Here is a 24,973-nt window from a genome sequence, read left to right on the forward strand (position 1 = left end):
AATCAACGGAGATTAGCATGAAGCCGTCCGTCATTTTGTATAAAGCCCTGCCGGAAGATCTGCAGAAACGTCTTGAAGAGCACTTCACCGTTACGCAGGTGAAGAACCTGCGCCCGGAAACCGTGGCACAGCACGCCGACGCGTTCGCCAGCGCCGAAGGCCTGCTGGGTTCAAGCGAAAAAGTGGATGTCGCCCTGCTGGAGAAAATGCCGAAGCTTCGTGCTACCTCAACCGTTTCCGTGGGTTACGACAACTTCGACGTGGATGCCCTAAACGCCCGCAAGATCCTGCTGATGCATACGCCGCATGCCCTGACGGAAACCGTGGCCGATACGCTGATGGCGCTCATGCTCACCACGGCCCGTCGCGTGGTGGAAGTGGCTGAGCGCGTCAAAGCGGGCGAATGGACAAAGAGCATTGGTCCGGACTGGTTCGGTGTGGATGTTCACGGCAAAACGCTGGGCATTGTCGGTATGGGGCGTATCGGGCTGGCGCTGGCGCAGCGCGCGCATTTTGGTTTTAACATGCCGATTCTGTATAACGCGCGTCGCCATCACAGTGAAGCCGAAGAACGCTTCAACGCCCGTTACTGCGAGCTGGATACCCTGCTGCAGGAAGCCGATTTTGTCTGCCTGGTTCTGCCGCTGACGAACGAAACCCGTCATCTGATCGGCAAAGAGGCGTTTGAAAAAATGAAGACGTCCGCCATTTTCATCAACGCGGGTCGTGGCCCGGTGGTGGATGAGAAGGCGCTGATTGAGGCCCTGCAAAACGGTGAGATCCATGCCGCAGGTCTGGACGTGTTTGAGCAGGAGCCGCTGCCGGTGGATTCGCCACTGCTTTCGCTGCCTAACGTGGTTGCCCTGCCCCACATCGGCTCAGCCACCCATGAGACGCGCTACAACATGGCGGCCACCGCGGTTGATAATCTGATTGCCGCATTAGGTGGAAAGGTGGAGATAAACTGCGTGAACCCGCAGGTGCAACGGTAGAAACGAAAAAACCCGCCAGAAGGCGGGTTTTTAAATTCTTTGCTACTGGGTTGGAAGCTTACAGGCTTACAACGTTACCAGCTGCTGGGCCTTTAGCGCCGCTTTCGATGGTGAAGGACACTTTCTGACCTTCGTCCAGAGATTTGTAGCCATCGTTCTGGATAGCAGAGAAGTGTACGAACACGTCTTTAGAGCCATCGTCAGGAGTGATGAAGCCGAAACCTTTATCAGCGTTGAACCATTTTACCAGACCAGTCATTTTAGCAGACATAGAAATTACCTTATTAACAAATATATTGTGCCTTCCGGCTTGATGGATTGCGTTACAGATTTTTAAGCGATGAAGGAAGGGTCACTACGAAGGGTATCTATGGATAACAATCTGGACTGCTTTACTAAACTGCTTTAGGTCTGTGTAACAAACCGACGGGAACAGTTATACCGATGTGGTAGAGGAATGACAAGCGTTATTTTCTGTATGCATAAAAAAACCCCGCCAGAAGCGGGGTTTTTCGTCTTATTCTGTGGCAGTGACTGCCGCACTCCAGGCCTGGCTAAAGGCCTGATGCTGGGAGGCCAGCGGCCCAATCAGCGTATTGTACTGGCTTGCCTGCTGGGAGGTCGGGAACTGAATACCGTTGGCAACAAAGCTCACCTGCGTATTCTGCTGGGCGATAAAGTCACCCACCTGGACCAGCTGCTGCGTGAAGATTTGCGCGGCTGGAATCAACGGCTGCAGTGCTTCAGACGGTTTGGTCACCACTTTCTCATACACTTTGTCGAAGACCGGTTTGAGATCGTCGCCCTGCTTCAGCGCAGAACGTGACGCGTCAGCCTGCATTTTCGCATTTTGCAGCTGCTGGCTCAGCACGCCAAGCGCACCGTTGGACTGGCGCAGCGGTTCACGTTGCGTCATATAATCCTGTGGAACGCGGATGGCGTTCACGCTATCCACTACCGGGCGGATACCGGAATCCATCGCCTGGCTCACCTGCTGTGAATAACCATAAAGAATGGCGTAATCGGACACGAAGGGGCCAAACTGTTTTTTCTGATCCGCAGTCAGCGTCGGCAACCGCTCGCCGCTGCGCATCACTGTATTCTGCAGAAAATCGATAAACGCTTTGCGCTGATCGCCTTCTTTATCAAAACACCCACTCAGGCTAACAACCATCAACAACGCCGCAATAGGCGCAAACCAGCGAGAGCAGGACTTTCCTGTCGCCATTTTATTACTCCTTTCACCCAAAAAAGCGCACACCGGCACACGCGTGCCCGACGCTGACAAGGATAGTCCAGGTCAGCCTTGCAAGATACTCTTTTCATGCAAAACGGCTATTGCCGATTTATTTCTTATCATTTACAAAAAAATACCTGGCGAAGCCGACATATGACTAATCAGGGAATTAGCATAACTCTCCATATTGCTGAATCGGATACAGCGATCGTTACCGCACGATTAATCACACCCGTGACGATCCTGGGTTGGTATTAGGGACTATTCTTAATTGGCTCTCTGATGTTCTTGATCACGATGTGAGATTTAAGAGGAGTCCTCAATGGAATATAAAGATCCTGAGTTTGAACTGCTGAGCAGTCTGGAACAGATCATTTTTAAAGATGTACCGCAGACGATTACCCTGCAACAAAAATCCAATCCCTTTACAGAATATGAGCAATTGCGCAAAGGGACAGGACTGAAAACCGAAGAATTCGCCAGAGCGATGGGTGTCAGCGTGGCTATGGTGCAGGAGTGGGAGTCAAAACGTGAGAAACCCACCCCAACCGAGTTAAGGCTGATGCGCCTGATTCAGGCCAACCCTGCACTCAGCAAACAGATAGCGTAGTGAAGATTGAATGCCCCCGCCTTTGCGGGGGCTTGTGTTTTACAGGCTATCACAACGCCAACCCGCCTCTTCCCACACCAGCGCATGCGTTAACGTTAAGCCGCTTAAAAACGCCTCATCGTGTGATACCACCAGCAGTGCCCCAGGGAAACCGGCCAGCGCCGCTTCAATGGCCTGGACTGAAGCCAGATCCAGATGGTTGGTCGGTTCATCCAGCAGCAGAAGCTGCGTAGCCTCCGCGCGCCACAGCACGCAGGCCAGGGCAGCCTTAAGACGCTCACCGCCGCTGAGCGCCGCCAATGGGAGCATCACTTTGTCAGCCCCCAGTTGAAGCTGCGCTAAACGGGTTCGCAATACCCCCTCTTCCAGAGGGGTATGACTCAAATTGAGATGCGTCATGACCGACTGCGAGAGATCGAGCCGGGAGAGATGCTGGTCGAGATAAGCACAGCTAACGGAGACCTTACAGGTACCCGAACGGGGAGTCATCTCGCCGAGGATAGTTTTTAACAGCGTCGATTTTCCGCAGCCGTTCGGTCCCTTTAACGCCACGCGCATCGGTCCGTCCATACGCCAGGTAAGCGGTGGAACAGGCACATGCGGCAGCACCAGATCCTCCAGCACCAGTACCTGTTTGCCCTCCGGGACCTGACTCCCCGGCAGAGTGAACATCACCGGGTTATCGTCTTCAACCCGCTCACGCGCCTTGTTAACCGCAGCGTTCAGCGCTTCATTTTGCTCGCTGTGCTGTTTTTTCCAGGAGCCGATACGTTCCTTTGCCGCGCCTTTATATTTGACCCGCTCAAACGACGCGATATTCAGGGTATCGACGGTGCGTAACGTCTTTGCCGACCGCCGCTGGCTGTCATCATGCTCTTTTTGCATGCGTGCGCGGGTGCGTTTGCGCTCGGTTGCCGCATGTTCCAGCGCCGCACGGGCCGCCTGCTGTTCGGCATCGCGCTGGGCTTGATAATCCGCATAATTTCCGCCGTAGCTGCGCAGACCCGAGGCGCTCAGCTCAAGGATACGGGGTACCTGAGCCAGTAACTCACGGTCATGGGAGGCCACCAGTACGCCGCCCTGATACCGACTCAACTGGTCGTAGAACCATGCCCGGCCTTGTCGATCCAGATGGTTAGTGGGTTCGTCCAGCAGCATGAAATCCGCTTCAGCCGTAAACGCCCCGCACAGCAGGGCACGAATGCGCTCGCCGCCGCTGAGTTCACCGGCAGGTTTATCCGGATCAAACGGCGGAAGCTTCGCATTGATAAACGCTTCGCTCAGACGTTCGGCTATATCCCAGTAACCGTCGAGCAACGCCAGATCGTCGGGCTGGTAATCGCCGCTGTCGATGCGCTTACGCGCCGCAAAAATCGCGTCATATCCGAGAAGTTCAGCCAGCGTCGTCTGCGAAGAAATGACGTGCTGCTGCGCCACCCAGGCATGCGAGCCAAAGCGTTCGATATGACCGGTAGCCGGTTCGTCCAGCCCCGCCAGCAGACGCAGCAGACGCGTTTTTCCGCTGCCGTTGCGGCCAACCAGCGCGCACAGGGAGGGTTCCAGCGAAAGATTCAGCGGACCAAAAAGGGTATCGCCCGTCGGAAACTGACAGGTGACCTGATGCAAAATAAAAGAAGGGGACTGCGCAAAATGAGCCATAAGCACTCCTGAATGAAATCAAAACATCCCCTGCCGACGTGGTAGCGTTTAGCAAGGATCGAAATTCATCAGTCGTGTTTGTTCATTTTTGGGGGGTGCTCCAGCGCGAGTAAGTTAACGCGATAAGGATAGCGGTAATGTGTTGACGGTTTCAAGGTTAAATTTTGGACGACTTATACTCCCTCTCCCTTTGGGCTGAGGGATCCCCACAAATTAATGCGAGCAGTGAACAATCCCCTCGCCCCTTTGGGGAGAGGGTTAGGGTGAGGGGGAGCATACGGCTCTGGTGGTCATTCCGTTCACTTGATGTTCCTTGCTACTCTGTAACGACAATACCCGTGAACGTGCCAGGGTGGCTCAGTCGCCACCACCCTGGCTACCCGGGCTCCCGGCGGTAAATCGCCGCTACGCGGTACCTTCGGCTTATTCCTTCCGGCTTATCGGGGACGAGCGGAGGTAACATCCTTGTAAAGCCCACCCTCTCGGCGCATCCATACGCCTCGCCCCGGCCTACAGGAAACGCCTCAGCGATTTACAGCCGGACCATAGCGTCGCTGTAAGACCTCTGCCCGCAGTATGCTTTTCATTGCGGTGATTTTGCGAGTCTCTTTCCAGAAATGGTAATATCCTCAGTGGTATAGCTCAAATCTGTTGCCGCCTGTTTTGATGAGCAGTAAGTTCTCTTCGCACCTGCAAAATCAGGTGCCGGGTTTAGCATCCTGGCTTATCTTATCGGCGGCACATTTTGTGCAGCATGCTTTGCTACATCTCAATGGTGGGCTGAGCAGGGGCATCGAAAGATGCGCCGGTATCCGATAAGGCCGGTAATGCTAACTCTGTTCAGTCCACCACCAGCGAAGTTAGCATTTCCGGTGGTGGAAGCTTTATCACTTATCGGAGGCTGCCAATATGGCTACTACCCCAACCCACGCTCATTCTTTATTCACCCTGCCCTTCAACCACACCACCGACTTCACCGAACTGGCGGATAACTGCGAACGTTTTACCGACGCACTGGTAGATTGCGAAGAACCCGCCCCAAAAATGGCGCTTTACGGCAGACTTTATGCCTGTCTGAATCTTCTGCAACCCGCGCTTCTGGATCCTGTTCCGGACGCTTTAAAAGCCAGCCTGATCGCGATCGGCTAAACCTGCCGGATGGCGCTGCGCTTATCCGGCCTACGAAAGCCCCATAAAAAAACCCGCCGAAGCGGGTTTTTAGCATTTGTCACAACGGGCACATTACTGCAGCAGCGAAATATCCGCCACGCGCAGGAACAGCTCACGCAGTTTTTCGAGCATAGAGAGACGGTTAACACGCAGCTCTTTATCTTCTACGTTCACCATCACTTTCTCGAAGAAGGCGTCGATAACGTCACGCAGCTCGGCCAGTTCCACCAGCGCTTCCTGGTAGCGACCTTCCGCGAAGACCGGCTCGAGCTTGTCGCGCAGCACCACAACCTGCATCGCCAGGGCGATCTCTTCCGGCTCTTTCAGCGTCGCGGCGTTTACGCGCTCGTTAAGCGTCTCGTCGGATTTCGCCAGAATGTTGGATACACGCTTGTTGGCTGCCGCCAGAGCAGATGCCGCTTCCAGCGTACGGAAGTGGGAAACCGCCTTCATACGCGCATCGAAATCAGCCGGACGGGTCGGACGACGCGCCAGCACCGCCTGAATGGTGTCGACGGTGTAACCTTCATCCTGATACCAGGCGCGGAAACGACCGAGCATAAAGTCGATCACGTCATCCACCACGTTCGCGTTGGTCAGCTTGTCGCCGTACAGACGCACCGCTTCTTCGGTCAGGGTCTGCAGATCCAGGTTCAGGTTCTTCTCAACGATGATACGCAGCACGCCGAGCGCAGCACGACGCAGCGCAAACGGGTCTTTGTCGCCTTTCGGATGCTGACCGATACCGAAGATACCCGCCAGGGTGTCCATCTTATCGGCAATCGCCACCGCGCACGCAACCGGGTTAGACGGCAGTTCATCACCCGCAAAGCGCGGCTGATACTGCTCGTTCAGGGCCACGGCCACGTCTTCCGCTTCGCCATCGTGACGCGCGTAATGCATACCCATCACGCCCTGGGTGTCGGTAAATTCGAACACCATGTTGGTCATCAGGTCACACTTGGACAGCAGGCCCGCACGCGTTGCGTGGTTGACGTCCGCACCGATTTCACGGGCAATCCAGCCGGACAGCTCCGCGATACGGTCGGTCTTGTCGCGCAGCGTACCCAGTTGCTGCTGGAACAACACGGTCTGCAGGCGTGGAAGATGATCTTCCAGACGCTTTTTACGGTCGGTATTGAAGAAGAACTCGGCATCCGCCAGACGCGGACGAACGACCTTCTCGTTACCAGAGATAATCTGGATCGGATCTTTCGATTCGATGTTTGCCACGAAGATGAAGTTTGGCAGCAGTTTGCCGTCGTTGGCATAGACCGGGAAGTACTTCTGGTCACCCTTCATGGTGTACACCAGCGCTTCAGCCGGAACGGCCAGGAATTTCTCTTCGAACTTCGCGGTCAGCACAACCGGCCATTCCACCAGAGAGGTCACTTCTTCCAGCAGGCTGTCGCTCAGATCGGCTTTACCGCCAATCTTGCGCGCCGCGTCTTCCGCGTCCGCTTTGATTTTGGCTTTACGCTGTTCGTAGTCAGCAATGACCTTGCCGCGCTCCAGCAGGATCTGCGGATACTGGTCGGCATTGTCGATGGTGAACTCTGGCTCGCCCATAAAGCGGTGGCCGCGGATCACGCGATCGGACGCCACGCCCAGAATGGTGGCCGGAATAACGGTGTCGCCCAGCAGCAGGGTCACTGTGTGAACCGGACGCACAAAGTGCACGTCAGACGCGCCCCAGCGCATCAGCTTCGGAATAGGCAGCTTCGCCAGAGACGTGGCAATCATGTCCGGCAGCAGCGCTTCCGCGCTTTCGCCCTTCACGTGCGCACGGTACAGCAGCCACTCGCCTTTATCCGTGGTCAGACGCTCGGCCTGATCGACGGTGATGCCGCAGCCGCGCGCCCAGCCTTCCGCCGCTTTGCTCGGCTTGCCTTCCGCGTCAAAGGCCTGGGCAATCGCCGGGCCACGTTTTTCGACTTCGCGATCTGGCTGGGACGCCGCCAGATTTGCCACTTTCAGCGCCAGTCGGCGCGGCGCGGCAAACCACTCAATTTTACCGTGTGCCAGGCCAGCGTTATCCAGCTCGGCAGTCACGTTCGCAGCAAAAGATTCAGCCAGGCTGCGCAGGGCTTTTGGTGGCAGCTCTTCGGTGCCGATTTCCACCAGGAAAGTTTTCTCAGACATGGCCGCCTCTTATTTGTTTCGGTTGCACATCGGGAAGCCAAGGGCTTCACGGGACGCGTAGTAAGCTTCTGCAACGGCTTTGGTCAGGGTACGAATACGCAGAATGTAGCGCTGACGTTCAGTCACGGAGATGGCTTTGCGGGCGTCCAGCAGGTTGAAGCTGTGGGCGGCCTTCAGAATACGCTCGTAGGCAGGCAGCGGCAGCGGAGTCTCCAGCGCCAGCAGCTGCTGCGCTTCTTTCTCATACTGCTCGAAGCAGGTGAACAGGAAGTCCACGTCCGCGTATTCGAAGTTATAGGTGGATTGCTCCACTTCGTTCTGATGGAACACGTCGCCGTAGGTGGTTTTACCCAGCGGGCCGTCGCTCCAGACCAGGTCGTAAACGCTGTCTACGCCCTGAATGTACATGGCCAGACGTTCCAGACCGTAGGTGATCTCACCGGTGATCGGCTTACATTCCAGACCGCCCACCTGCTGGAAGTAGGTGAACTGGGTCACTTCCATGCCGTTCAGCCACACTTCCCAACCCAGACCCCAGGCACCCAGCGTTGGGTTTTCCCAGTTATCTTCCACGAAACGGATGTCGTGGATGGTTGGATCCATACCCAGCTCTTTCAGCGACCCGAGGTACAGTTCCTGAATGTTGTCGGGTGATGGCTTAATCACCACCTGGAACTGATAGTAATGCTGCAGACGGTTCGGGTTTTCACCGTAACGACCATCGGTCGGACGACGGGAAGGCTGCACATACGCGGTCGCCATTGGCTCTGGCCCCAACGCGCGCAGGCTGGTCATCGGGTGTGAAGTGCCGGCGCCGACTTCCATGTCCAAAGGTTGAACAATGGTACAGCCCTGACGAGCCCAGTAATCCTGTAAGGTCAGGATCAGGCCCTGGAAGGTCTTGGTATCAAACTTTTGCATAGTATTTCGTGCTGGATACGTGTGGTTTTAAATGGAAGGGACCAGTATACCCGCTGGCTGCAAGATATACAGTACGAAACGGGGTTGTTTAGGGAAAATTGGGAAATAAGCCTTCCGGCCAGAACGCTGACGGCGTCTGGCTGTTGATTATCCGAGCAGGCTAGCGCATGGAGAGGTGTAAAAACTGACCGTCCGCATCAAACGAGCAGACAAAGCCCTCTTTACGCGACGTATGGCCCCGCAGCTCATAGCTGCCCTGAAAACGTTCAAAACCGGTAACGTCAATTTTCTGCACGTCCGAGTTATAGCGGCGAGCGGCCCGATCTTTACAGAGCGCTTCCATATTCAGTGATCGTTCCGGGCTCATTTTACCCTGCTGCGCTTTTTGCACAGGTGCTTCCTGTGGCGCACTGCATCCCGCCATTATGAACAGCAGAAAGAGTGACGCCACACGCTTCATCATCATTTTTATTACCGCCCTGGTCAGTGGCTGTTATTTTTAGTATCAACGCTTTTATAGATTATGGTCCGGCATTCTGCGAATCTCGTGGCCTCCCGACAAGCCTGCGGAATAAAACTCAGAATTTTCCAAACGAAGACATTTGGACAATGGGAGTCACACTCAATTTACAGGGAATACGAGGAACTGATGCAGTCAAAAATTAACTGGATTGATAACCTGCGAGGAATAGCCTGTCTGATGGTGGTCATGATCCACACGACGACCTGGTACGTCACGAATGCGCACAGCATCAGCCCCGTTAACTGGGATATCGCCAATATTCTCAACTCTGCGTCGCGGGTCAGCGTGCCGCTGTTCTTTATGATTTCCGGCTTTCTCTTTTTTGGCGAGCGCAGCGCGCAGCCAAGGCACTTCATCCGCATCGCGGCCTGCCTGGGGTTCTACAGTGCCGTTGCCTTGCTCTATATCACGCTGTTCACCTCAATAAACGCCGGACTATCGCTAAAATACGTGCTGCAAAAGCCGGTGTTCTACCACCTGTGGTTCTTCTTCGCCATTATCGTGATCTATCTGGTCTCCCCCCTCATTCAGGTGAAAAACGTCAGCGGAAAAATGCTTCTGGCCCTGATGGTGGTGATTGGCATTGTCGCCAACCCAAATACGGTCTCGCAGAAAATCGACGGATTTGAGTGGCTGCCGGTGAACCTTTATATCAACGGCGATACCTTTTACTACGTGCTTTACGGCATGCTGGGGCGCGCCATCGGGATGATGGACACGCAAAAACGTGGTCTGAACTGGCTCTGCGGGTTGCTGTTTATGGCTGGCGTGGCGGTGATTTCACGCGGGACGCTGCATGAGCTGCAGTGGCGCGGCAATTTTGCCGATACCTGGTACCTGTACTGCGGGCCGATGGTCTTTATCTGTGCCGTATCGCTGCTCACGCTCGTTAAAAATACCCTGAATACGCGTCCCCTTCCCGTACTGAGCGTCATTTCACGACACTCTCTCGGGATTTACGGTTTTCACGCGCTGGTGATCCACGCATTTCGGACAAGAGGCGTTGAGCTTAAAAGCTGGCCGGTGCTGGATATCGTCTGGATTTTTGTCGCGACCCTGGCGATCAGCCTGCTGCTGTCGATGCTGCTGCAAAAAATCGACACTCGCCGCTTCGTCAGCTAATGCTTCGCTGCCGGGCGCGATGGTACTGGCGCGGGGAGGAAAATCCTGCCGCCAGTGAAGCCTGCTCCACGCCGCGCCCCTGCAATAGCCACTGCTCCGCCACCGCCAGACGCAGCTGCTCCAGATAATCGCGAACGCTAATCCCTAAATGTGACTGAAAAAGCCGGGTGAGATGGCGCGGGCTGACGTGCGCCAGTGCGGCGATATCAGGCAAGCTCCACGTTTTTTGTGGCTCGGCGGTGAGCGCATCCTGCGCCCGATGAATCGCCGGATGAAGATGATTGCGGTAGCGCAGCCACGGGGAGAGCTGGGGATCGTCACCGGAACGGCGGAACCAGACCACCATCTCGCGCGCCACGGCCAGCGCCTTTTCGGGACCGCACAGGCGGTTAATCATATGCAGCGCCAGATCGATGCCAGACGTGATCCCCGCGCTGGTCCAGATGTTCTCATCCTGCACAAAGATGCGGTTTTCTTTAATCGTCGCTGTGGGGGCTGCGGTGCGTAAACGACTGATAACGTCATGGTGGGTTGTACACTGCCGGTTGTTCAGCAGGCCCGATTTCGCCGCCAGCAGCGCACCAGAACAGACGCACATCACCGTGATATCCCGGCGTTGAATGGCCGGCTGCAGGCGCATCAGCCAGTGCTGTATCTGTAACGCCTGTGGTGTCGAAAATTGAGTGCGGGAGTCGCTCACGCCGGGCAATACCAGCAGGCTCCCCTCTGGAAGACGTTCCGGTAGCGGCTGGATGCCGCTCATCGTCAGGCCTATCGACGTCGGAACGTCCGGTTGCGGGCCAATGTAATGCAGACGAAACGCGTCGCCAGCCAGCACAAAGGTCTCTGCCGGGCCCGTCATATCTAATGACAGCACCCCGGGCAACATGACGAACCAGACGTCGATGGGCATTACAGTGACTCCAGCGTCTCCGCTACCGTTTTAATGTCGGCAAAACGCCCGGACAGTACCGTTTCGGTACGGTGGCGAATTTCCGCTGCGCTAAGGGCAATGCCCCTGTACGTCATGGGGAACGTCAGCGAGGCCTCGCTCACAAAGGTCACAGCATAACCCAGATCGGATGCCACCCGGGCGGTGGTTTCGCAGCATTGCTCCGTGCGAATGCCGCAGATAATCACACTATTGATATCACGCTCACGCAGCCAGCGATCGAGCCCGGTATCCGTGAAGGCATTATGGACGTGTTTCTGGAAAACCACATCCGGCTGATGACGCAAAAAGGCCATAGGTTTAACAAAGCCGCTTTGCAGCGTGAAGGGGCCGTCTTCATCTACATGGAAAATATCAACGACCGGAATACCGCGCGCCTGGCAGCCTTCAATCAGCCCCAGCATCGCCTGCTGAAAGGCAGGAATGTCGTCCTCCTGCCAGTAATTGCGATGATGGAACGACTGCTGAGTATCAATATTGATGAGTGCAATGCGTGACATGGTGGATCTCCTCGCCAGTGGGTGTGACACCATACTGGCAAGGAAATAAAGGCACGCACAGACCAAAAAAGGACATCCTTGTGCCGCGGTCGGACAAGCGTGTTTACGACATCAGCGGCAGCAGTTGCTGATAGATTTTACGGAATACCGCGCGCCTTTCCGCGTACCGTGCATGGTTTGCCGCATCAGGGAAATGCGCCTGCTCAAGGGTAAGCTGCGGCAGCAGTTGCGAAAGCGGTTGTTCCGGATGAATGGCTATCTGCGCCAGACGCGCGGCGCCGAGCGCGGGGCCTACATCCCCTCCCGTACGGAAATCCAGCTGCAACCCGCTGATATCCGAAAGCATTTGTCGCCAGTAAGGGCTTCGCGCACCGCCGCCAATCAGGGTGACGCTTGCGGGTTTCAGGCCGCAGTCGTGGACCACGTCCATCCCATCGGCCAGCGCATACCCCACCCCTTCCAGAACCGCACGCGCCAGTTCTGCCGGGCCATGCTGATGGGTTAAGCCAAAGAACACCCCTTTCGCTTCCGGGTTGTTGTGCGGCGTACGTTCTCCAGAAAGATACGGTAAAAACCAGACGGCACCCGCAGCGTCATCCGCCTGCTGTGCTGCGGCAATCAACGCAGGAACATCAGCCATCCCGGTCAGCTTCGCCGCCCAGTCCAGGCACGACGCTGCACTCAGCATCACCGACATCAAATGCCATTTTCCCGGAAGCGCATGACAGAAACTGTGCACAGCGCTTTCGGGATTACTGCGATAGCCGTCGCTGACGGCAAAATAGACGCCAGACGTTCCCAGAGACAGCATCGCCTGCCCTGCCTCAACCATGCCGACGCCCACGGCACCCGCAGCGTTGTCACCGCCCCCGGCAACCACCGGTACGGCAGGCATATTCCAGCGTTCCGCAACGTCCGGCAGCAATGTGCCTGTTACCTCGCTACCTTCGAACAGCACGGGCATGTGTTCACGGGTCAGGTGGCAGGCATCCAGCATCGCCTCGCTCCAGTCGCGTTTCGCCACGTCGAGCCACATCGTGCCGGCGGCATCGGACATGTCGGAAGCAAAATCGCCCGTCATACGAAAGCGCAGATAGTCTTTCGGTAGCAGGACTTTCGCCACCTGCCGGAAAATATCCGGCTCGTGTCGCTGCACCCACAGCAGCTTGGGGGCGGTAAAGCCGGGCATCATCAGGTTGCCGGTAATCTCACGAGACGTGGGTACGCGCGCCTCGAGAAGCGCACACTCTTCCGCACAGCGGCCATCGTTCCAGAGAATGGCGGGTCGCAACACGCAATGTTCGCTATCCAGCAAGGTAGCACCGTGCATTTGACCGGCAATCCCCAGCGCTTTCACGTCACGCAGAGAATACTGTTCACCTAACGCCTTGATTGCACGATCCGTTGCCTGCCACCACTGCTCCGGGTCCTGTTCCGACCACAGCGGATGCGGACGTGAAACCTGCAGCTTTTCCGTCTGCGTTGCTAACACCTCGCCCTGTTCGCTTAACAGGATGGCTTTCACACCCGATGTGCCAAGATCGATCCCGATATACATTACGGTGACTCCTTTAACAGAAATGCCCGGTGGCGCTAACGCTTACCGGGCCTACGTGCTGTTATTTATCGAACAGGTAGTGATTGACCAGATTTTCCAACAGCTCCTGGTGCCCGCTCTGGTGCTGCGGTGCCAGCTGATGTTGTTCAGCGTACTTCGCGATGTCCGCAAGTGATAACTGACCTTTCAAAATTTGCTGGCCCAGCTCACTGTTCCAGCCGCTGTAACGCTTCGCCACGCGTTTATCGAGCTCGCCGTCTTCAATCATACGTGCCGCCACTTTCAGCGCCAGCGCCATGGTGTCCATCGCGCCAATGTGGCCGTAGAACAGATCGTATTTGTCGGTGCTCTGGCGACGCACTTTGGCGTCAAAGTTCAGGCCGCCGGTAGTGAAACCACCCGCTTTGATGATTTCGTACATCACCAGCGCATTCTCTTCCACGCTGTTCGGGAACTGGTCTGTGTCCCAGCCCAGCTGCGCGTCGCCGCGGTTAGCATCGACCGAGCCAAAGATGCCCAGCGCAATCGCAGACGCGATCTCGTGGTGGAAAGAGTGGCCCGCCAGTGTGGCGTGGTTGGCTTCAATGTTCACTTTGATTTCTTTTTCCAGACCGAACTGCTTCAGGAAGCCATACACCGTCGCCACGTCGTAGTCATACTGATGCTTCGTCGGTTCCTGCGGCTTCGGCTCGATCAGCAGCGTGCCGCGGAAGCCGATTTTGTGCTTATGGTCGACAACCATCTGCATAAAGCGGCCAATCTGCTCGCGCTCCTGACGCAGATCGGTGTTCAGCAGCGTTTCATATCCTTCACGGCCACCCCAGAGGACATAGTTTTCGCCGCCCAGCTGATGCGTGGCATTCATTGCCGTCACCACCTGCGTGGCTGCCCAGCTAAACACTTCCGGATCCGGGTTGGTTGCCGCACCCGCGCCGTAGCGTGGGTTAGTGAAGCAGTTTGCTGTGCCCCAGAGCAGCTTCACGCCGCTTTGCTGCTGTTTTGCAGCCAGTACATCCACCATCTGCGCAAAGTTGTTCAGATACTCTTTCAGCGATGCGCCTTCCGGTGACACGTCGACGTCATGGAAGCAGTAGTACGGCACGTTCAGCTTGTGGAAGAACTCAAACGCCACATCGGCTTTGCGCTTTGCCAGTTCGATGGCCTCACCCGGCTGCTGCCATGGGCGGTCAAAGGATCCCACGCCGAACATATCGGCACCGTTCCAGCAGAAGGTATGCCAGTAACAGGCGGCAAAGCGCAGATGATCTTCCATGCGCTTACCCAGCACCAGCTCATCCGGGTTGTAGTGACGAAATGCTAAAGGATTGGTCGTTTTCGGGCCTTCGTAACGAACACGATCGAGTTGGTCGAAATAAGCTTGCATATTGAGCTCCATAATCAGGGTATGCGGCGAGTCGTTGATACAGGAGTAATAGTGAATAGACATTTTGGGTTGCTCAATTACGTTATTTCACACTGCTATTGAGAGAATGCACAACTGTGCGCTGGCTCGCAAAATAATGCGCAGACAAACTATTTTTCGGCGCGGATTCCAGAATCAAATGTAATTAAGACGTTACGTATTTTAAAATCCGATCGCGGTCATAAATTCAGAAATAAACCAAATATCGTAATGAGAAGATAAAAATCTGTAATTGCCAGCCCGCCTTTCCGCGTTAAAAATTTGCTGCGTCTCAGCAGTGAATGTTTCTTTTATCTCAGCAACACATACCCCTACAAAAAGGCCTAATAATTATGAAGATAAAGAACCTGACCCTAACGCTCTGCACTACGCTCCTGCTTGCCAGTTTTGCCGGTCATGCCAAAGAGGTCAAAATTGGCATGGCGATTGACGACCTGCGCCTGGAGCGCTGGCAAAAAGATCGCGATATCTTTGTAAAAAAAGCGGAATCCCTCGGCGCAAACGTGTTTGTTCAGTCGGCTAACGGCAACGAAGAAACGCAAATGTCGCAGATCGAGAATATGATTAACCGTGGCGTCGATGTGCTGGTCATTATCCCCTATAACGGCCAGGTATTAAGTAACGTGGTGAAAGAAGCCAAACAAGAAGGCATAAAAGTGCTGGCTTATGACCGCATGATTAATAATGCGGACATTGATTATTATATTTCGTTCGATAATGAAAAAGTCGGCGAATTACAGGCACAAAGCCTGATCGACAAAGTACCTCAGGGCAATTATTTCCTGATGGGCGGCTCTCCGGTGGATAACAACGCCAAGCTGTTCCGCGAAGGGCAAATGAAGGTCCTTAAACCGTACATCGACAACGGGAAAATTAAAGTGGTTGGCGATCAATGGGCCGACGGCTGGCTGCCAGAAAACGCGCTGAAGATTATGGAAAATGCGCTGACAGCCAACAACAACAAAATTGATGCGGTTGTGGCCTCCAACGATGCCACCGCTGGCGGTGCGATTCAGGCATTAAGCGCCCAGGGGCTGGCGGGTAAAGTCGCCATTTCTGGACAGGATGCCGATCTGGCTGGCGTAAAACGCATTATCGCAGGCACCCAAACCATGACGGTCTACAAACCGATTACCGAGCTTGCCAATACGGCGGCGGAAATCGCCGTGGAACTGGGCAATGGCAAGCAACCTAAAGCAGACGCAACGCTGAATAACGGGCTGAAAGACGTTCCGGCTCGCCTGCTCACCCCTATTGAAGTCAATAAAGAGAACATTGACGCCACCGTCATTAAAGACGGCTTCCATAAGAAGAGCGAACTGTAATCCGGCGCGGCCCCTGCTTTGCAGGGGCGCATCACGTTGTACTGTTCTTCCCTCGGTTTATGTGGAGCAGTTATGCCTTATTTACTTGAAATGAAAAGCATCACCAAGCGCTTCGGCACGGTGAAAGCCGTCGATAACGTCAGTCTCCGGTTGAATCCCGGCGAAGTCGTTTCGCTGTGTGGCGAGAACGGCTCAGGCAAGTCAACGTTGATGAAAGTGTTGTGCGGAATCTACCCGTATGGCAGTTACGAAGGCGAAATCGTTTTTGCTGGCGAAGTTATCCAGGCGACTCACATTCGTGATACCGAACGTAAAGGCATCGCCATCATCCACCAGGAACTGGCGCTGGTGAAGCATCTCACCGTGCTGGAGAACATTTTCCTTGGGGCCGAAATTTCCCGCCACGGCGTGCTGGATTACGACACCATGACGCTACGTTGTGAAAAGCTGCTCGCGCAGGTGAGTCTCAGCATTTCACCGGATACCCGCGTGGGCGACCTGGGACTGGGGCAACAGCAGCTGGTTGAAATCGCTAAAGCGCTCAATAAACAGGTCAGGCTGCTGATCCTTGATGAGCCCACGGCCTCGCTCACCGAACAGGAAACTGCGGTACTGCTCGATATCATTCGCGATCTGCAAAATCACGGCATCGCCTGCATCTACATTTCGCACAAGCTGAACGAGGTTAAAGCCATTTCGGACACCATCTGCGTGATCCGCGACGGGCAGCACATCGGCACGCGTGAAGCCGCGGGCATGAGTGAAGATGACATCATCACCATGATGGTAGGACGCGAGCTGACGGCGCTCTACCCGAATGAGCCTCACACTAAAGGTGATGAAGTGTTGCGCGTGGAAAATCTGACCGCGTGGCACCCCGTTAACCGCCACATCAAGCGTGTGAATAACGTCTCGTTTTCTCTGCACAGCGGCGAAATCCTCGGTATCGCCGGGTTAGTCGGCGCCGGGCGCACGGAGGCCGTACAGTGTCTGTTTGGCGTGTGGCCGGGGCGCTGGGAGGGCACGATTTATATCGACGGCCAGCCGGTGAAAATCGACAACTGCCAGCAGGCGATCGCCCGCGGAATTGCCATGGTGCCGGAAGACCGCAAAAAAGACGGCATCGTGCCGGTTATGGCGGTGGGGAAAAACATTACGCTGGCGGCGCTCGATCGCTTCTCCGGCGCGCTGAGCAGCCTGGACGATGCCGCCGAGCAGCAGTGCATCCTTCAGTCACTCGCCCGATTGAAGGTCAAAACCTCCTCACCGGAACTGGCCATTGGCCGCCTGAGCGGCGGCAACCAGCAGAAGGCGATTCTGGCGCGCTGCCTGCTTCTCAATCCACGCATATTAATCCTTGATGAGCCGACGCGCGGAATTGATATCGGTGCCAAATATGAAATCTACAAACTGATTAATCAGCTTGTACAGCAAGGGATTGCCGTCATTGTCATTTCGTCTGAGTTACCCGAAGTGCTCGGCCTGAGCGACCGTGTGCTGGTCATGCACGAGGGAAAACTGAAAGCCAACCTGATTAACCAGAACCTGACGCAGGAGCAGGTGATGGAAGCCGCTTTAAGGAGCGAACGTCATGTCGAAAAGCAACCCGTCTGATATCAAAGTCGCCGTTCCGACGCCCGGTGCGTTCGCAGGGCTAAAAGCGCTGAACCTACAGGTTTTCGTGATGATCGCGGCGATTATCGTCATCATGCTCTTCTTTACCTGGATGACCGATGGTTCGTACCTCAGCGCGCGTAACGTCTCTAACCTGCTCCGCCAGACAGCTATCACCGGCATTCTGGCCGTCGGCATGGTGTTCGTGATTATCTCCGCGGAAATCGATCTGTCGGTCGGTTCAATGATGGGGCTCCTCGGCGGTGTGGCGGCGATTTTTGACGTCTGGCTCGGCTGGCCGCTGCCGCTGACCGTGGCGGTCACGCTGGTATTGGGGCTGGTACTGGGGGCCTGGAACGGCTGGTGGGTAGCCTACCGTAAAGTGCCGTCGTTCATTGTCACCCTGGCGGGGATGCTGGCCTTCCGTGGGATCTTAATCGGCATTACTAACGGCACCACCGTCTCCCCGACCAGTGCGGCCATGTCGCAGATTGGTCAGAGCTACCTCCCGGATGGCGTGGGCTTTACCATCGGCGTGGCGGGATTGCTGGCATTTGTCGCGTGGCAGTGGCGTGGACGCATGCGTCGTCAGGCGCTGGGGCTGGCGTCGCCAGCATCCACGTCGGTGGTGGGACGTCAGACGCTCACTGCCGTCATTGTGCTGGGCGCCATCTGGCTTTTAAACGACTATCGCGGTGTTCCGACCCCCGTGCTGCTGCTGACGCTTTTGCTGCTGGGCGGCATGTTTATGGCCACGCGCACCGCGTTTGGCCGCCGTATTTATGCCATCGGCGGCAACCTTGAGGCTGCCCGCCTCTCGGGCATTAACGTTGAACGCACCAAACTCGCGGTCTTCGCCATTAACGGCCTGATGGTCGCCATCGCCGGGTTGATCCTCAGCTCGCGTCTGGGGGCGGGTTCCCCCTCTGCCGGTAACATCGCCGAACTGGATGCTATCGCCGCCTGCGTTATTGGCGGTACCAGCCTCGCAGGGGGTATCGGCAGCGTCGCGGGCGCGGTGATGGGGGCATTTATCATGGCATCGTTGGATAACGGGATGAGTATGATGGACGTCCCGACGTTTTGGCAGTATATCGTCAAGGGGGCCATTCTTTTACTGGCAGTCTGGATGGACTCGGCCACCAAGCGACGGGCCTGATAACGGTATTGTGACTTAATTGGGAAGTGAGCCATGTTTGAAAAGCGTCACCGCATTACGTTGTTATTCAATGCCAACAAAGCCTACGACCGCCAGGTGGTAGAAGGCGTGGGTGAATATTTGCAGGCGTCGCAATCCGAGTGGGATATCTTTATTGAGGAAGATTTTCGCACCCGTCTGGAGAACATCAAAGACTGGCTGGGCGATGGCGTTATCGCCGACTATGACGACCCCGTCATTGAGCAACTGCTGACCGACGTCGACGTTCCGATCGTGGGCGTCGGCGGCTCCTACCACTCGCCCGAACACTATCCGCCGGTTCACTATATCGCCACCGATAACCATGCCCTGGTCGAGGCCGCGTTTCTCCATTTAAAAGAGAAAGGCGTCCATCGCTTCGCGTTTTATGGTTTACCCGCCACCAGTGGCAAGCGCTGGGCCGTTGAGCGTGAGCACGCGTTTTGCCAGCTGGTCGCGCAGGAGAAGTATCGCGGCGTGGTCTATCAGGGGCTGGAAACTGCCCCGGAAAACTGGCAGCACGCACAGAACCGTCTCGCTGACTGGCTGCAAACGCTTCCGCCGCAAACCGGCATTATTGCTGTGACGGACGCCCGCGCGCGGCACGTGCTGCAGGTCTGCGAACACTTACACATTCCGGTGCCCGAAAAACTGTGCGTGATTGGCATTGATAACGAAGAGCTTACCCGCTACCTGTCCCGCGTGGCGCTCTCTTCCGTGGCTCAGGGCACGCGTCAAATGGGCTATCAGGCAGCGAAGCTGCTGCATCGCCTGCTGGATAAAGAATCTCTGCCGCTTCAGCGCCTGCTGGTGCCTCCTGTTCGCGTCGTAGAACGTCGCTCAACCGATTATCGCTCCTTAAGCGACCCGGCCGTTATTCAGGCCATGCACTATATTCGCAACCACGCCTGCAAAGGGATTAAGGTCGATCAGGTACTGGATTCGGTGGGCATTTCGCGTTCGAATCTGGAGAAGCGTTTCAAAGAAGAGGTGGGCGAAACCATTCATGCCGTTATCCATGCTGAAAAGCTGGAGAAAGCACGCAGCCTGCTCATCTCCACGTCGCTGTCGATCAACGAAATCTCGCAGATGTGCGGTTACCCGTCGCTGCAATATTTTTATTCGGTGTTTCGCAAAGAGTATGACACCACGCCGAAAGAGTATCGGGATCGCCACAGCGAGGTGCTGATCTAGAAAAGAAAACGCCTTCCAGTGGAAGGCGTTTTTTTGAGATTACATATGAGCGGCGATTAAGCGCTGGTTATCCTGGTACATAGCGAACAGATAGTTGTTATAGCTCTGTCCCTTCGTCGAATACCCTTTCAGCTTGTGGATCATCGTACTGGCCGTCACTTCCTGGTCCGCTTTACGCAGCTGAGCGCGTGATTTACGGAACGATGAGTAGGCCGGGTGCGTGTTCAGATTCACCACATAGGCGTTCACGGAATCCTTCACGGATTCAAACTGCGAATAGCCTTTCACCTTGCCAGGCGCATTCGTACAACGGCCTTTCACGCATTTCATGCCGAAAAGGTTGTTGTTGCTACGCGCAAGCTTAGACGTTCCCCAGCCGCTTTCGGCTGCAGCCATGGTCGCAACCATGCTGCCCGGGATGATATCCACACGCTCAAGGAGAGCATTCCACGGAACACGACGCGTGTTACCGTTCCAGCTCAGCTTGTAGCGCTTCGTGATATCTTTCAGACGCGCGCGCTCTGACGGCGACCAGCGGCTATCGTACTGTTTGGAAATCAGCCAGTTACGATCCGCAGTAATCGCGGCATTTTGACTCGTGATGTAAGGCATTACCGTCCGGAGAAACGCTTTTTTCCTTGGTGTTCCGGAAGGGTATTTTCGCAAATCAGGAAGTGAACTACTCTTTGCACTATTGCGAGAATACTCTTGTTTACTGCTAACCTTACTACTTGTCGTCTTTATTACGTGGGCTTTCTTACTCGTTGTATCCGTGTGCGTCTTCGCAAGCACCTCACCCGAAAATGCCGTGGTGAGTAACATGAGTATCGCAGCCCCATATCGTCGAATGGGAGTCGATATCATTAGGTCTCCTGGTCGGATGTAATCATCCTAACACCTTATTTTTTTCACAAATTTGAGAGCGGAATCTCAAATCATATCAAAAATAGACTTCAAGAGCACGTATAGAAATAGTCCAATTCCGAAACTATGTCACCTGAAACTTGCTCATAAAAACATCATTTCCGGAAAAATGTGTGCGTTATCGCAGATAACTGCCTAATTTTGCGCAAGATCACTCATCCTCACGCATCCTCCTGGCAGAAAGCGACAGGGGATGAGTTTTTCCCGCCCGCCTGCTGGCACACTGGTCAAAAAATCCGCGACAGGAACCAGGAATGAAACGCACCGCAATAGCCTTTCTGATGTTACCCGCACTGGCACATGCCGACTGGTCATCGCCGGGGTTTGGCGCATTTCGCGCCGAGGGCACCGGGATTTTCACCAGCCAGGCAAAGCTTGCGAAGGGTACGCGTCCTCTTACGCTGAGTTTTGACAAGACGTGCTGGCAGCCCACAGGCGCGATAAAACTCAATGAGATGCTGTCGCTCAAGCCCTGTGACGGCGCTCCGCCGCAGTGGCGCCTTTTCCGCGACGGTGAATACCAGATGCGGATTGATACCCGATCCGGCACGCCCACCCTGCTGCTGGCGGTTCAGAGCGCGACAGAACAGCCGGTGGCCAACGTTATCCGCCAGTGTCCGAAGTGGGACGGTAAGCCGCTAACGCTGGACGTCAGCCATACCTTCCCGGAAGGCTCCGTCGTGCGCGACTACTACAGTAAACAGACGGCGACCGTACAAGATGGGAAAATCACCCTGCAGCCAGCCGCCAACAGTAACGGCCTGCTGCTGCTTGAGCGCGCCGAAACCGACAAGCCGGCACCGTTTAGCTGGCAAAACGCCACTGTCTATTTTGTACTGACCGACCGCTATGTAAATGGCGACCCGAGCAACGACAACAGCTATGGCCGCCATAAAGACGGCATGCAGGAGATTGGCACGTTCCACGGTGGCGATCTAAAGGGGCTGACCAGCAAGCTCGATTACCTGCAGCAGTTGGGGGTGAATGCGCTCTGGATAAGCTCCCCGCTTGAGCAGATCCACGGCTGGGTAGGCGGCGGAACCAAAGGTGATTTCCCGCATTATGCCTACCACGGCTACTACACCCAGGACTGGACAACGCTCGATGCCAACATGGGCACCGAGGATGACCTGCGTCAGCTTGTTGATGAGGCGCATAAGCGCGGCATTCGCATCCTGTTTGATATCGTCATGAACCACGTTGGCTATGCCACGCTGGCAGACATGCAGGAATTTCAGTTTGGTGCCCTGTACCTTCAGGGTGATGAACTGAAAAAGACGCTGGGAGAACGCTGGACGGACTGGGCGCCGGGCCCAGGCCAGACCTGGCATAGCTTCAACGACTACATCAACTTCAGCGACAAGGCCGCATGGGAAAAATGGTGGGGCAAGAAATGGATCCGTACCGACATCGGTGATTACGATAATCCCGGCTTCGACGATTTAACGATGTCGCTGGCGTTCCTGCCCGACCTGAAAACGGAATCCACCGTCGCTTCCGGGTTACCCAATTTCTATCAACATAAGCCCGATACCCACGCGAAAGCGATTCCGGGCTATACCCCGCGCGACTACCTGACCCACTGGCTCAGCCAGTGGGTACGTGACTACGGCATCGACGGTTTCCGGGTGGATACCGCGAAACACGTTGAGCTTGCGGCCTGGCAACAGCTGAAAGACCAGGCAAGCCAGGCGCTGGCCGCCTGGAAAGGCGCTCACCCGGATAAAAAGCTCGATAATGCACCGTTCTGGATGACCGGGGAATCCTGGGGCCACGGCGTCATGCAGAGCGATTATTACCGCCACGGTTTTGACGCGATGATTAACTTTGATTATCAGGAGCAGGCGGCAAAAGCGGTGGATTGTCTGGCCGATATGGATCTCACCTGGCAGCAGATGGCGGAGAAACTGCAAAGCTTCAACGTGCTGAGCTACCTCTCATCCCACGATACGCGCCTGTTCCGCGAAGGGGGTCAGCGCGCGGCGGAACTGCTTCTGCTGGCACCGGGCAGCGTGCAAATCTATTACGGGGATGAGTCCGAGCGTCCATTCGGCCCGACAGGCTCCGACCCGCTGCAGGGCACCCGCTCAGATATGAACTGGCAGGACGTCACGGGCAAGCAGGCCTTAACCGTCGCCCACTGGCAAACGCTGGGTCAGTTCCGCGCCCGTCACCCGGCGATTGGTGAAGGCAAACAAACCACGCTGTCGCTGAAAGAGGGGTATGGCTTCGTGCGCGAGCACAAGGGCGATAAGGTGATGGTGGTATGGGCGGGTAATCAATAGCCCCCTCACCCTAACCCTCTCCCCAGAGGGGAGAGGGGATTGCACGGTGCAGTCTTTCACCCTCGCCCCTTTGGGGAGAGGGCCGGGGTGAGGGGAATTCCACCAGAACTATTCACTACAAAAACACACTTCCACCCTATAAAACAACAAATCCGACCACACCACCCGATTTGCACCAACACGGTGCTAGCGTTATGGTTACCCACTTTCAAAATAAGCTCGACAGATCACCTGCTATGACGTTTTCACTTTTCGGCGACAAATTTACCCGCCATTCAGGCATTACTCGCCTGATGGAGGACCTCAACGACGGGCTGCGCACACCGGGCGCAATCATGCTCGGCGGCGGAAACCCGGCTCAAATCCCGGAGATGAATTCCTATTTCCAGACCCTGCTCGCTCAGATGCTGGAAAGCGGCAAAGCAACCGATGCGCTTTGCAATTACGACGGCCCGCAGGGTAAAACCGAACTGCTGGCACTCCTCGCCGAAATGCTGCGTGACGAGCTGGGCTGGGATATCGAACCACAGAATATTGCACTAACAAACGGCAGCCAGAGCGCGTTTTTCTACTTGTTTAACCTGTTCGCAGGACGTCGCGCCGACGGCACCACCAAAAAAGTGCTGTTCCCGCTGGCACCGGAGTATATCGGCTACGCCGATTCCGGCCTGGAAGAGGATCTGTTCGTCTCCGCGCGCCCGAACATTGAGCTGCTGCCGGAAGGCCAGTTCAAATATCACGTCGATTTTGAACACCTGCATATTGGCGAAGAGACGGGCATGATCTGCGTATCGCGCCCGACTAACCCAACGGGCAACGTGATCACCGATGACGAACTGATGAAGCTGGATGCGCTGGCAAATCAGCACGGCATCCCGCTGGTGATCGATAACGCCTACGGCGTACCGTTCCCGGGCATTATCTTCAGCGAAGCACGTCCGCTGTGGAACCCGAACATTGTCCTGTGCATGAGCCTCTCTAAGCTGGGTCTGCCGGGCAGCCGCTGCGGCATTATCATCGCCAATGAGAAAATCATTACCGCCATCACCAATATGAACGGCATTATCAGCCTTTCTCCGGGCGGCATTGGCCCGGCGATGATGTGCGAGATGATCAAACGCAAGGACCTGCTGCGTCTGTCGAATGACGTGATTAAGCCTTTCTACTACCAGCGCGTTCAGGAGACGATCGCGACACTTCGTCGCTATTTGCCGGAAGAACGCTGTCTTATCCACAAACCGGAAGGGGCGATTTTCCTGTGGCTGTGGTTTAAGGATTTACCTATCACCACCGAACTGCTTTACCAGCGCCTGAAAAAGCGCGGCGTACTGATGGTGCCGGGCGATTATTTCTTCCCAGGTCTGGATAAGCCGTGGCCGCATACCCATCAGTGCATGCGCATGAACTACGTCCCCGATCCGGAAAAAATCGAAGCGGGTGTTAAAATTCTCGCCGAAGAGATCGAAAAAGCCTGGCGCGAAGGCAATTGTTAAATAATAAGGCTCTTCAAATGAAGAGCCTTATTTTTCCGTGATCTGAATCTTATATTAAGGATATATCCTGTAGCGTTTAATTTATCATCTCCCTTGAGTTTCCTTAGGAATATTCCTTTAATTTACGCTCGCTAACTTTCCCCTCAATAATT

The 24,973-nt window shown here is 55.4% G+C and carries 20 protein-coding genes and 1 pseudogene; 10 read left to right on the forward strand and 11 right to left on the reverse strand.

Annotation, left to right across the window (positions count from 1 at the left end):
• Positions 1–17: 17 nt before the first annotated feature.
• A complete protein-coding gene (gene ghrB / locus LJA86_RS17930) occupies positions 18–992 on the forward strand; it encodes a glyoxylate/hydroxypyruvate reductase GhrB (RefSeq protein WP_069720483.1) in 975 nt (324 codons plus the stop codon).
• Positions 993–1,050: 58 nt separating this feature from the next.
• Here ghrB and cspE read toward each other — a convergent pair whose 3' ends face one another.
• Positions 1,051–1,263 carry a transcription antiterminator/RNA stability regulator CspE gene (gene cspE / locus LJA86_RS17935; protein WP_003860775.1) on the reverse strand — a complete coding sequence of 71 codons (213 nt, stop codon included), beginning with the start codon at positions 1,261–1,263 and terminating at the stop codon, positions 1,051–1,053.
• Positions 1,264–1,509: 246 nt separating this feature from the next.
• The gene (locus tag LJA86_RS17940) at positions 1,510–2,220 is read right to left on the reverse strand and encodes a DUF3053 domain-containing protein (RefSeq protein WP_024909075.1); all 711 of its coding nucleotides are present in this window, start codon (positions 2,218–2,220) and stop codon (positions 1,510–1,512) included.
• A 331-nt stretch (positions 2,221–2,551) separates the two neighbouring features.
• On the opposite strand from LJA86_RS17940, the gene LJA86_RS17945 reads away from it, so the two are divergent.
• Positions 2,552–2,839, forward strand: a complete 288-nt coding sequence (locus LJA86_RS17945; protein ID WP_008502755.1) for an HTH-type transcriptional regulator — start codon at positions 2,552–2,554, stop codon at positions 2,837–2,839.
• A 39-nt stretch (positions 2,840–2,878) separates the two neighbouring features.
• Here LJA86_RS17945 and LJA86_RS17950 read toward each other — a convergent pair whose 3' ends face one another.
• The gene (locus tag LJA86_RS17950) at positions 2,879–4,498 is read right to left on the reverse strand and encodes an ABC-F family ATP-binding cassette domain-containing protein (RefSeq protein ID WP_229226526.1); all 1,620 of its coding nucleotides are present in this window, start codon (positions 4,496–4,498) and stop codon (positions 2,879–2,881) included.
• Positions 4,499–5,342: 844 nt separating this feature from the next.
• Here LJA86_RS17950 and LJA86_RS22225 point away from each other — a divergent pair.
• Positions 5,343–5,519, forward strand: a pseudogene (locus LJA86_RS22225) (hypothetical protein); the annotation flags it as partial.
• 221 nt (positions 5,520–5,740) lie between these two features.
• Here the strand turns inward: LJA86_RS22225 and glyS are convergent.
• The 3 genes from glyS to LJA86_RS17970 form a co-directional block, all read right to left on the reverse strand.
• Positions 5,741–7,810, reverse strand: a complete 2,070-nt coding sequence (gene glyS / locus LJA86_RS17960; RefSeq protein WP_126534950.1) for a glycine--tRNA ligase subunit beta — start codon at positions 7,808–7,810, stop codon at positions 5,741–5,743.
• Positions 7,811–7,819: 9 nt separating this feature from the next.
• Positions 7,820–8,731, reverse strand: coding sequence for a glycine--tRNA ligase subunit alpha (gene glyQ / locus LJA86_RS17965; RefSeq protein WP_003860141.1), 912 nt, complete (start codon positions 8,729–8,731; stop codon positions 7,820–7,822).
• 160 nt (positions 8,732–8,891) lie between these two features.
• Entirely contained in the window at positions 8,892–9,197 is a 306-nt protein-coding gene (locus LJA86_RS17970; protein WP_048226588.1) for a YsaB family lipoprotein, read from the reverse strand.
• A gap of 183 nt (positions 9,198–9,380) precedes the next feature.
• Here LJA86_RS17970 and LJA86_RS17975 point away from each other — a divergent pair, with 183 nt between their 5' ends.
• Positions 9,381–10,376 carry an acyltransferase gene (locus LJA86_RS17975; protein ID WP_229226527.1) on the forward strand — a complete coding sequence of 332 codons (996 nt, stop codon included), beginning with the start codon at positions 9,381–9,383 and terminating at the stop codon, positions 10,374–10,376.
• On the opposite strand, the gene LJA86_RS17980 is transcribed toward LJA86_RS17975, so the two are convergent.
• From LJA86_RS17980 to xylA, 4 genes are all read right to left on the reverse strand, one after another.
• A complete protein-coding gene (locus tag LJA86_RS17980) occupies positions 10,369–11,289 on the reverse strand; it encodes a GlxA family transcriptional regulator (protein WP_229226528.1) in 921 nt (306 codons plus the stop codon). The two genes, LJA86_RS17975 and LJA86_RS17980, sit on opposite strands and share 8 nt — an antisense overlap.
• A complete protein-coding gene (locus tag LJA86_RS17985) occupies positions 11,289–11,828 on the reverse strand; it encodes an isochorismatase family protein (RefSeq protein WP_229226529.1) in 540 nt (179 codons plus the stop codon). Before LJA86_RS17985 ends, LJA86_RS17980 begins: the two co-directional genes overlap by 1 nt.
• Before the next feature lie 103 nt (positions 11,829–11,931).
• On the reverse strand, positions 11,932–13,386 hold the full coding sequence (gene xylB, locus LJA86_RS17990) for a xylulokinase (protein ID WP_229226530.1): 1,455 nt from the start codon (positions 13,384–13,386) through the stop codon (positions 11,932–11,934).
• A 61-nt stretch (positions 13,387–13,447) separates the two neighbouring features.
• Positions 13,448–14,770, reverse strand: coding sequence for a xylose isomerase (gene xylA, locus LJA86_RS17995; RefSeq protein WP_086374966.1), 1,323 nt, complete (start codon positions 14,768–14,770; stop codon positions 13,448–13,450).
• Between the two features lie 371 nt (positions 14,771–15,141).
• Between xylA and xylF the strand changes: the two genes are divergently transcribed.
• From xylF to xylR, 4 genes are all read left to right on the forward strand, one after another.
• The gene (gene xylF / locus LJA86_RS18000) at positions 15,142–16,134 is read left to right on the forward strand and encodes a D-xylose ABC transporter substrate-binding protein (protein WP_008502746.1); all 993 of its coding nucleotides are present in this window, start codon (positions 15,142–15,144) and stop codon (positions 16,132–16,134) included.
• A gap of 72 nt (positions 16,135–16,206) precedes the next feature.
• Entirely contained in the window at positions 16,207–17,748 is a 1,542-nt protein-coding gene (locus LJA86_RS18005) for a xylose ABC transporter ATP-binding protein (RefSeq protein ID WP_111967672.1), read from the forward strand.
• Positions 17,726–18,907 carry a xylose ABC transporter permease XylH gene (gene xylH, locus LJA86_RS18010; RefSeq protein ID WP_229226531.1) on the forward strand — a complete coding sequence of 394 codons (1,182 nt, stop codon included), beginning with the start codon at positions 17,726–17,728 and terminating at the stop codon, positions 18,905–18,907. The genes LJA86_RS18005 and xylH overlap by 23 nt, the downstream gene beginning before the upstream one ends.
• 33 nt (positions 18,908–18,940) lie before the next feature.
• Positions 18,941–20,119: a D-xylose utilization transcriptional activator XylR gene (xylR, locus tag LJA86_RS18015; protein ID WP_021242460.1), complete on the forward strand. Its 1,179-nt coding sequence runs from the start codon at positions 18,941–18,943 to the stop codon at positions 20,117–20,119.
• A gap of 39 nt (positions 20,120–20,158) precedes the next feature.
• Here xylR and LJA86_RS18020 read toward each other — a convergent pair whose 3' ends face one another.
• Positions 20,159–20,983, reverse strand: coding sequence for a protein bax (locus tag LJA86_RS18020; protein ID WP_063622827.1), 825 nt, complete (start codon positions 20,981–20,983; stop codon positions 20,159–20,161).
• 314 nt (positions 20,984–21,297) lie between these two features.
• Here LJA86_RS18020 and LJA86_RS18025 point away from each other — a divergent pair, with 314 nt between their 5' ends.
• Together LJA86_RS18025 and avtA are read left to right on the forward strand one after the other, a co-directional pair.
• Complete coding sequence (locus LJA86_RS18025; protein ID WP_229226532.1) at positions 21,298–23,328, forward strand: alpha-amylase; 2,031 nt, start codon at positions 21,298–21,300, stop codon at positions 23,326–23,328.
• Positions 23,329–23,564: 236 nt separating this feature from the next.
• Entirely contained in the window at positions 23,565–24,821 is a 1,257-nt protein-coding gene (gene avtA / locus LJA86_RS18030; protein ID WP_229226533.1) for a valine--pyruvate transaminase, read from the forward strand.
• Positions 24,822–24,973 lie beyond the last annotated feature (152 nt).

It is taken from the genome of Enterobacter sp. TCD1-1 (assembly GCF_020567405.1).
In the GTDB taxonomy this organism is placed as follows: domain Bacteria; phylum Pseudomonadota; class Gammaproteobacteria; order Enterobacterales; family Enterobacteriaceae; genus Enterobacter; species Enterobacter quasiroggenkampii.

Bases quoted from the DNA above. Each gene is read 5' to 3' on its own strand.
- ghrB (WP_069720483.1), top strand. From the start codon at position 18: ATGAAGCCGTCCGTCATTTTGTATAAAGCCCTGCCGGAAGATCTGCAG.
- cspE (WP_003860775.1), bottom strand. From the start codon at position 1,263: ATGTCTGCTAAAATGACTGGTCTGGTAAAATGGTTCAACGCTGATAAA.
- LJA86_RS17940 (WP_024909075.1), bottom strand. From the start codon at position 2,220: ATGGCGACAGGAAAGTCCTGCTCTCGCTGGTTTGCGCCTATTGCGGCG.
- LJA86_RS17945 (WP_008502755.1), top strand. From the start codon at position 2,552: ATGGAATATAAAGATCCTGAGTTTGAACTGCTGAGCAGTCTGGAACAG.
- LJA86_RS17950 (WP_229226526.1), bottom strand. From the start codon at position 4,498: ATGGCTCATTTTGCGCAGTCCCCTTCTTTTATTTTGCATCAGGTCACC.
- glyS (WP_126534950.1), bottom strand. From the start codon at position 7,810: ATGTCTGAGAAAACTTTCCTGGTGGAAATCGGCACCGAAGAGCTGCCA.
- glyQ (WP_003860141.1), bottom strand. From the start codon at position 8,731: ATGCAAAAGTTTGATACCAAGACCTTCCAGGGCCTGATCCTGACCTTA.
- LJA86_RS17970 (WP_048226588.1), bottom strand. From the start codon at position 9,197: ATGATGATGAAGCGTGTGGCGTCACTCTTTCTGCTGTTCATAATGGCG.
- LJA86_RS17975 (WP_229226527.1), top strand. From the start codon at position 9,381: ATGCAGTCAAAAATTAACTGGATTGATAACCTGCGAGGAATAGCCTGT.
- LJA86_RS17980 (WP_229226528.1), bottom strand. From the start codon at position 11,289: ATGCCCATCGACGTCTGGTTCGTCATGTTGCCCGGGGTGCTGTCATTA.
- LJA86_RS17985 (WP_229226529.1), bottom strand. From the start codon at position 11,828: ATGTCACGCATTGCACTCATCAATATTGATACTCAGCAGTCGTTCCAT.
- xylB (WP_229226530.1), bottom strand. From the start codon at position 13,386: ATGTATATCGGGATCGATCTTGGCACATCGGGTGTGAAAGCCATCCTG.
- xylA (WP_086374966.1), bottom strand. From the start codon at position 14,770: ATGCAAGCTTATTTCGACCAACTCGATCGTGTTCGTTACGAAGGCCCG.
- xylF (WP_008502746.1), top strand. From the start codon at position 15,142: ATGAAGATAAAGAACCTGACCCTAACGCTCTGCACTACGCTCCTGCTT.
- LJA86_RS18005 (WP_111967672.1), top strand. From the start codon at position 16,207: ATGCCTTATTTACTTGAAATGAAAAGCATCACCAAGCGCTTCGGCACG.
- xylH (WP_229226531.1), top strand. From the start codon at position 17,726: ATGTCGAAAAGCAACCCGTCTGATATCAAAGTCGCCGTTCCGACGCCC.
- xylR (WP_021242460.1), top strand. From the start codon at position 18,941: ATGTTTGAAAAGCGTCACCGCATTACGTTGTTATTCAATGCCAACAAA.
- LJA86_RS18020 (WP_063622827.1), bottom strand. From the start codon at position 20,983: ATGATATCGACTCCCATTCGACGATATGGGGCTGCGATACTCATGTTA.
- LJA86_RS18025 (WP_229226532.1), top strand. From the start codon at position 21,298: ATGAAACGCACCGCAATAGCCTTTCTGATGTTACCCGCACTGGCACAT.
- avtA (WP_229226533.1), top strand. From the start codon at position 23,565: ATGACGTTTTCACTTTTCGGCGACAAATTTACCCGCCATTCAGGCATT.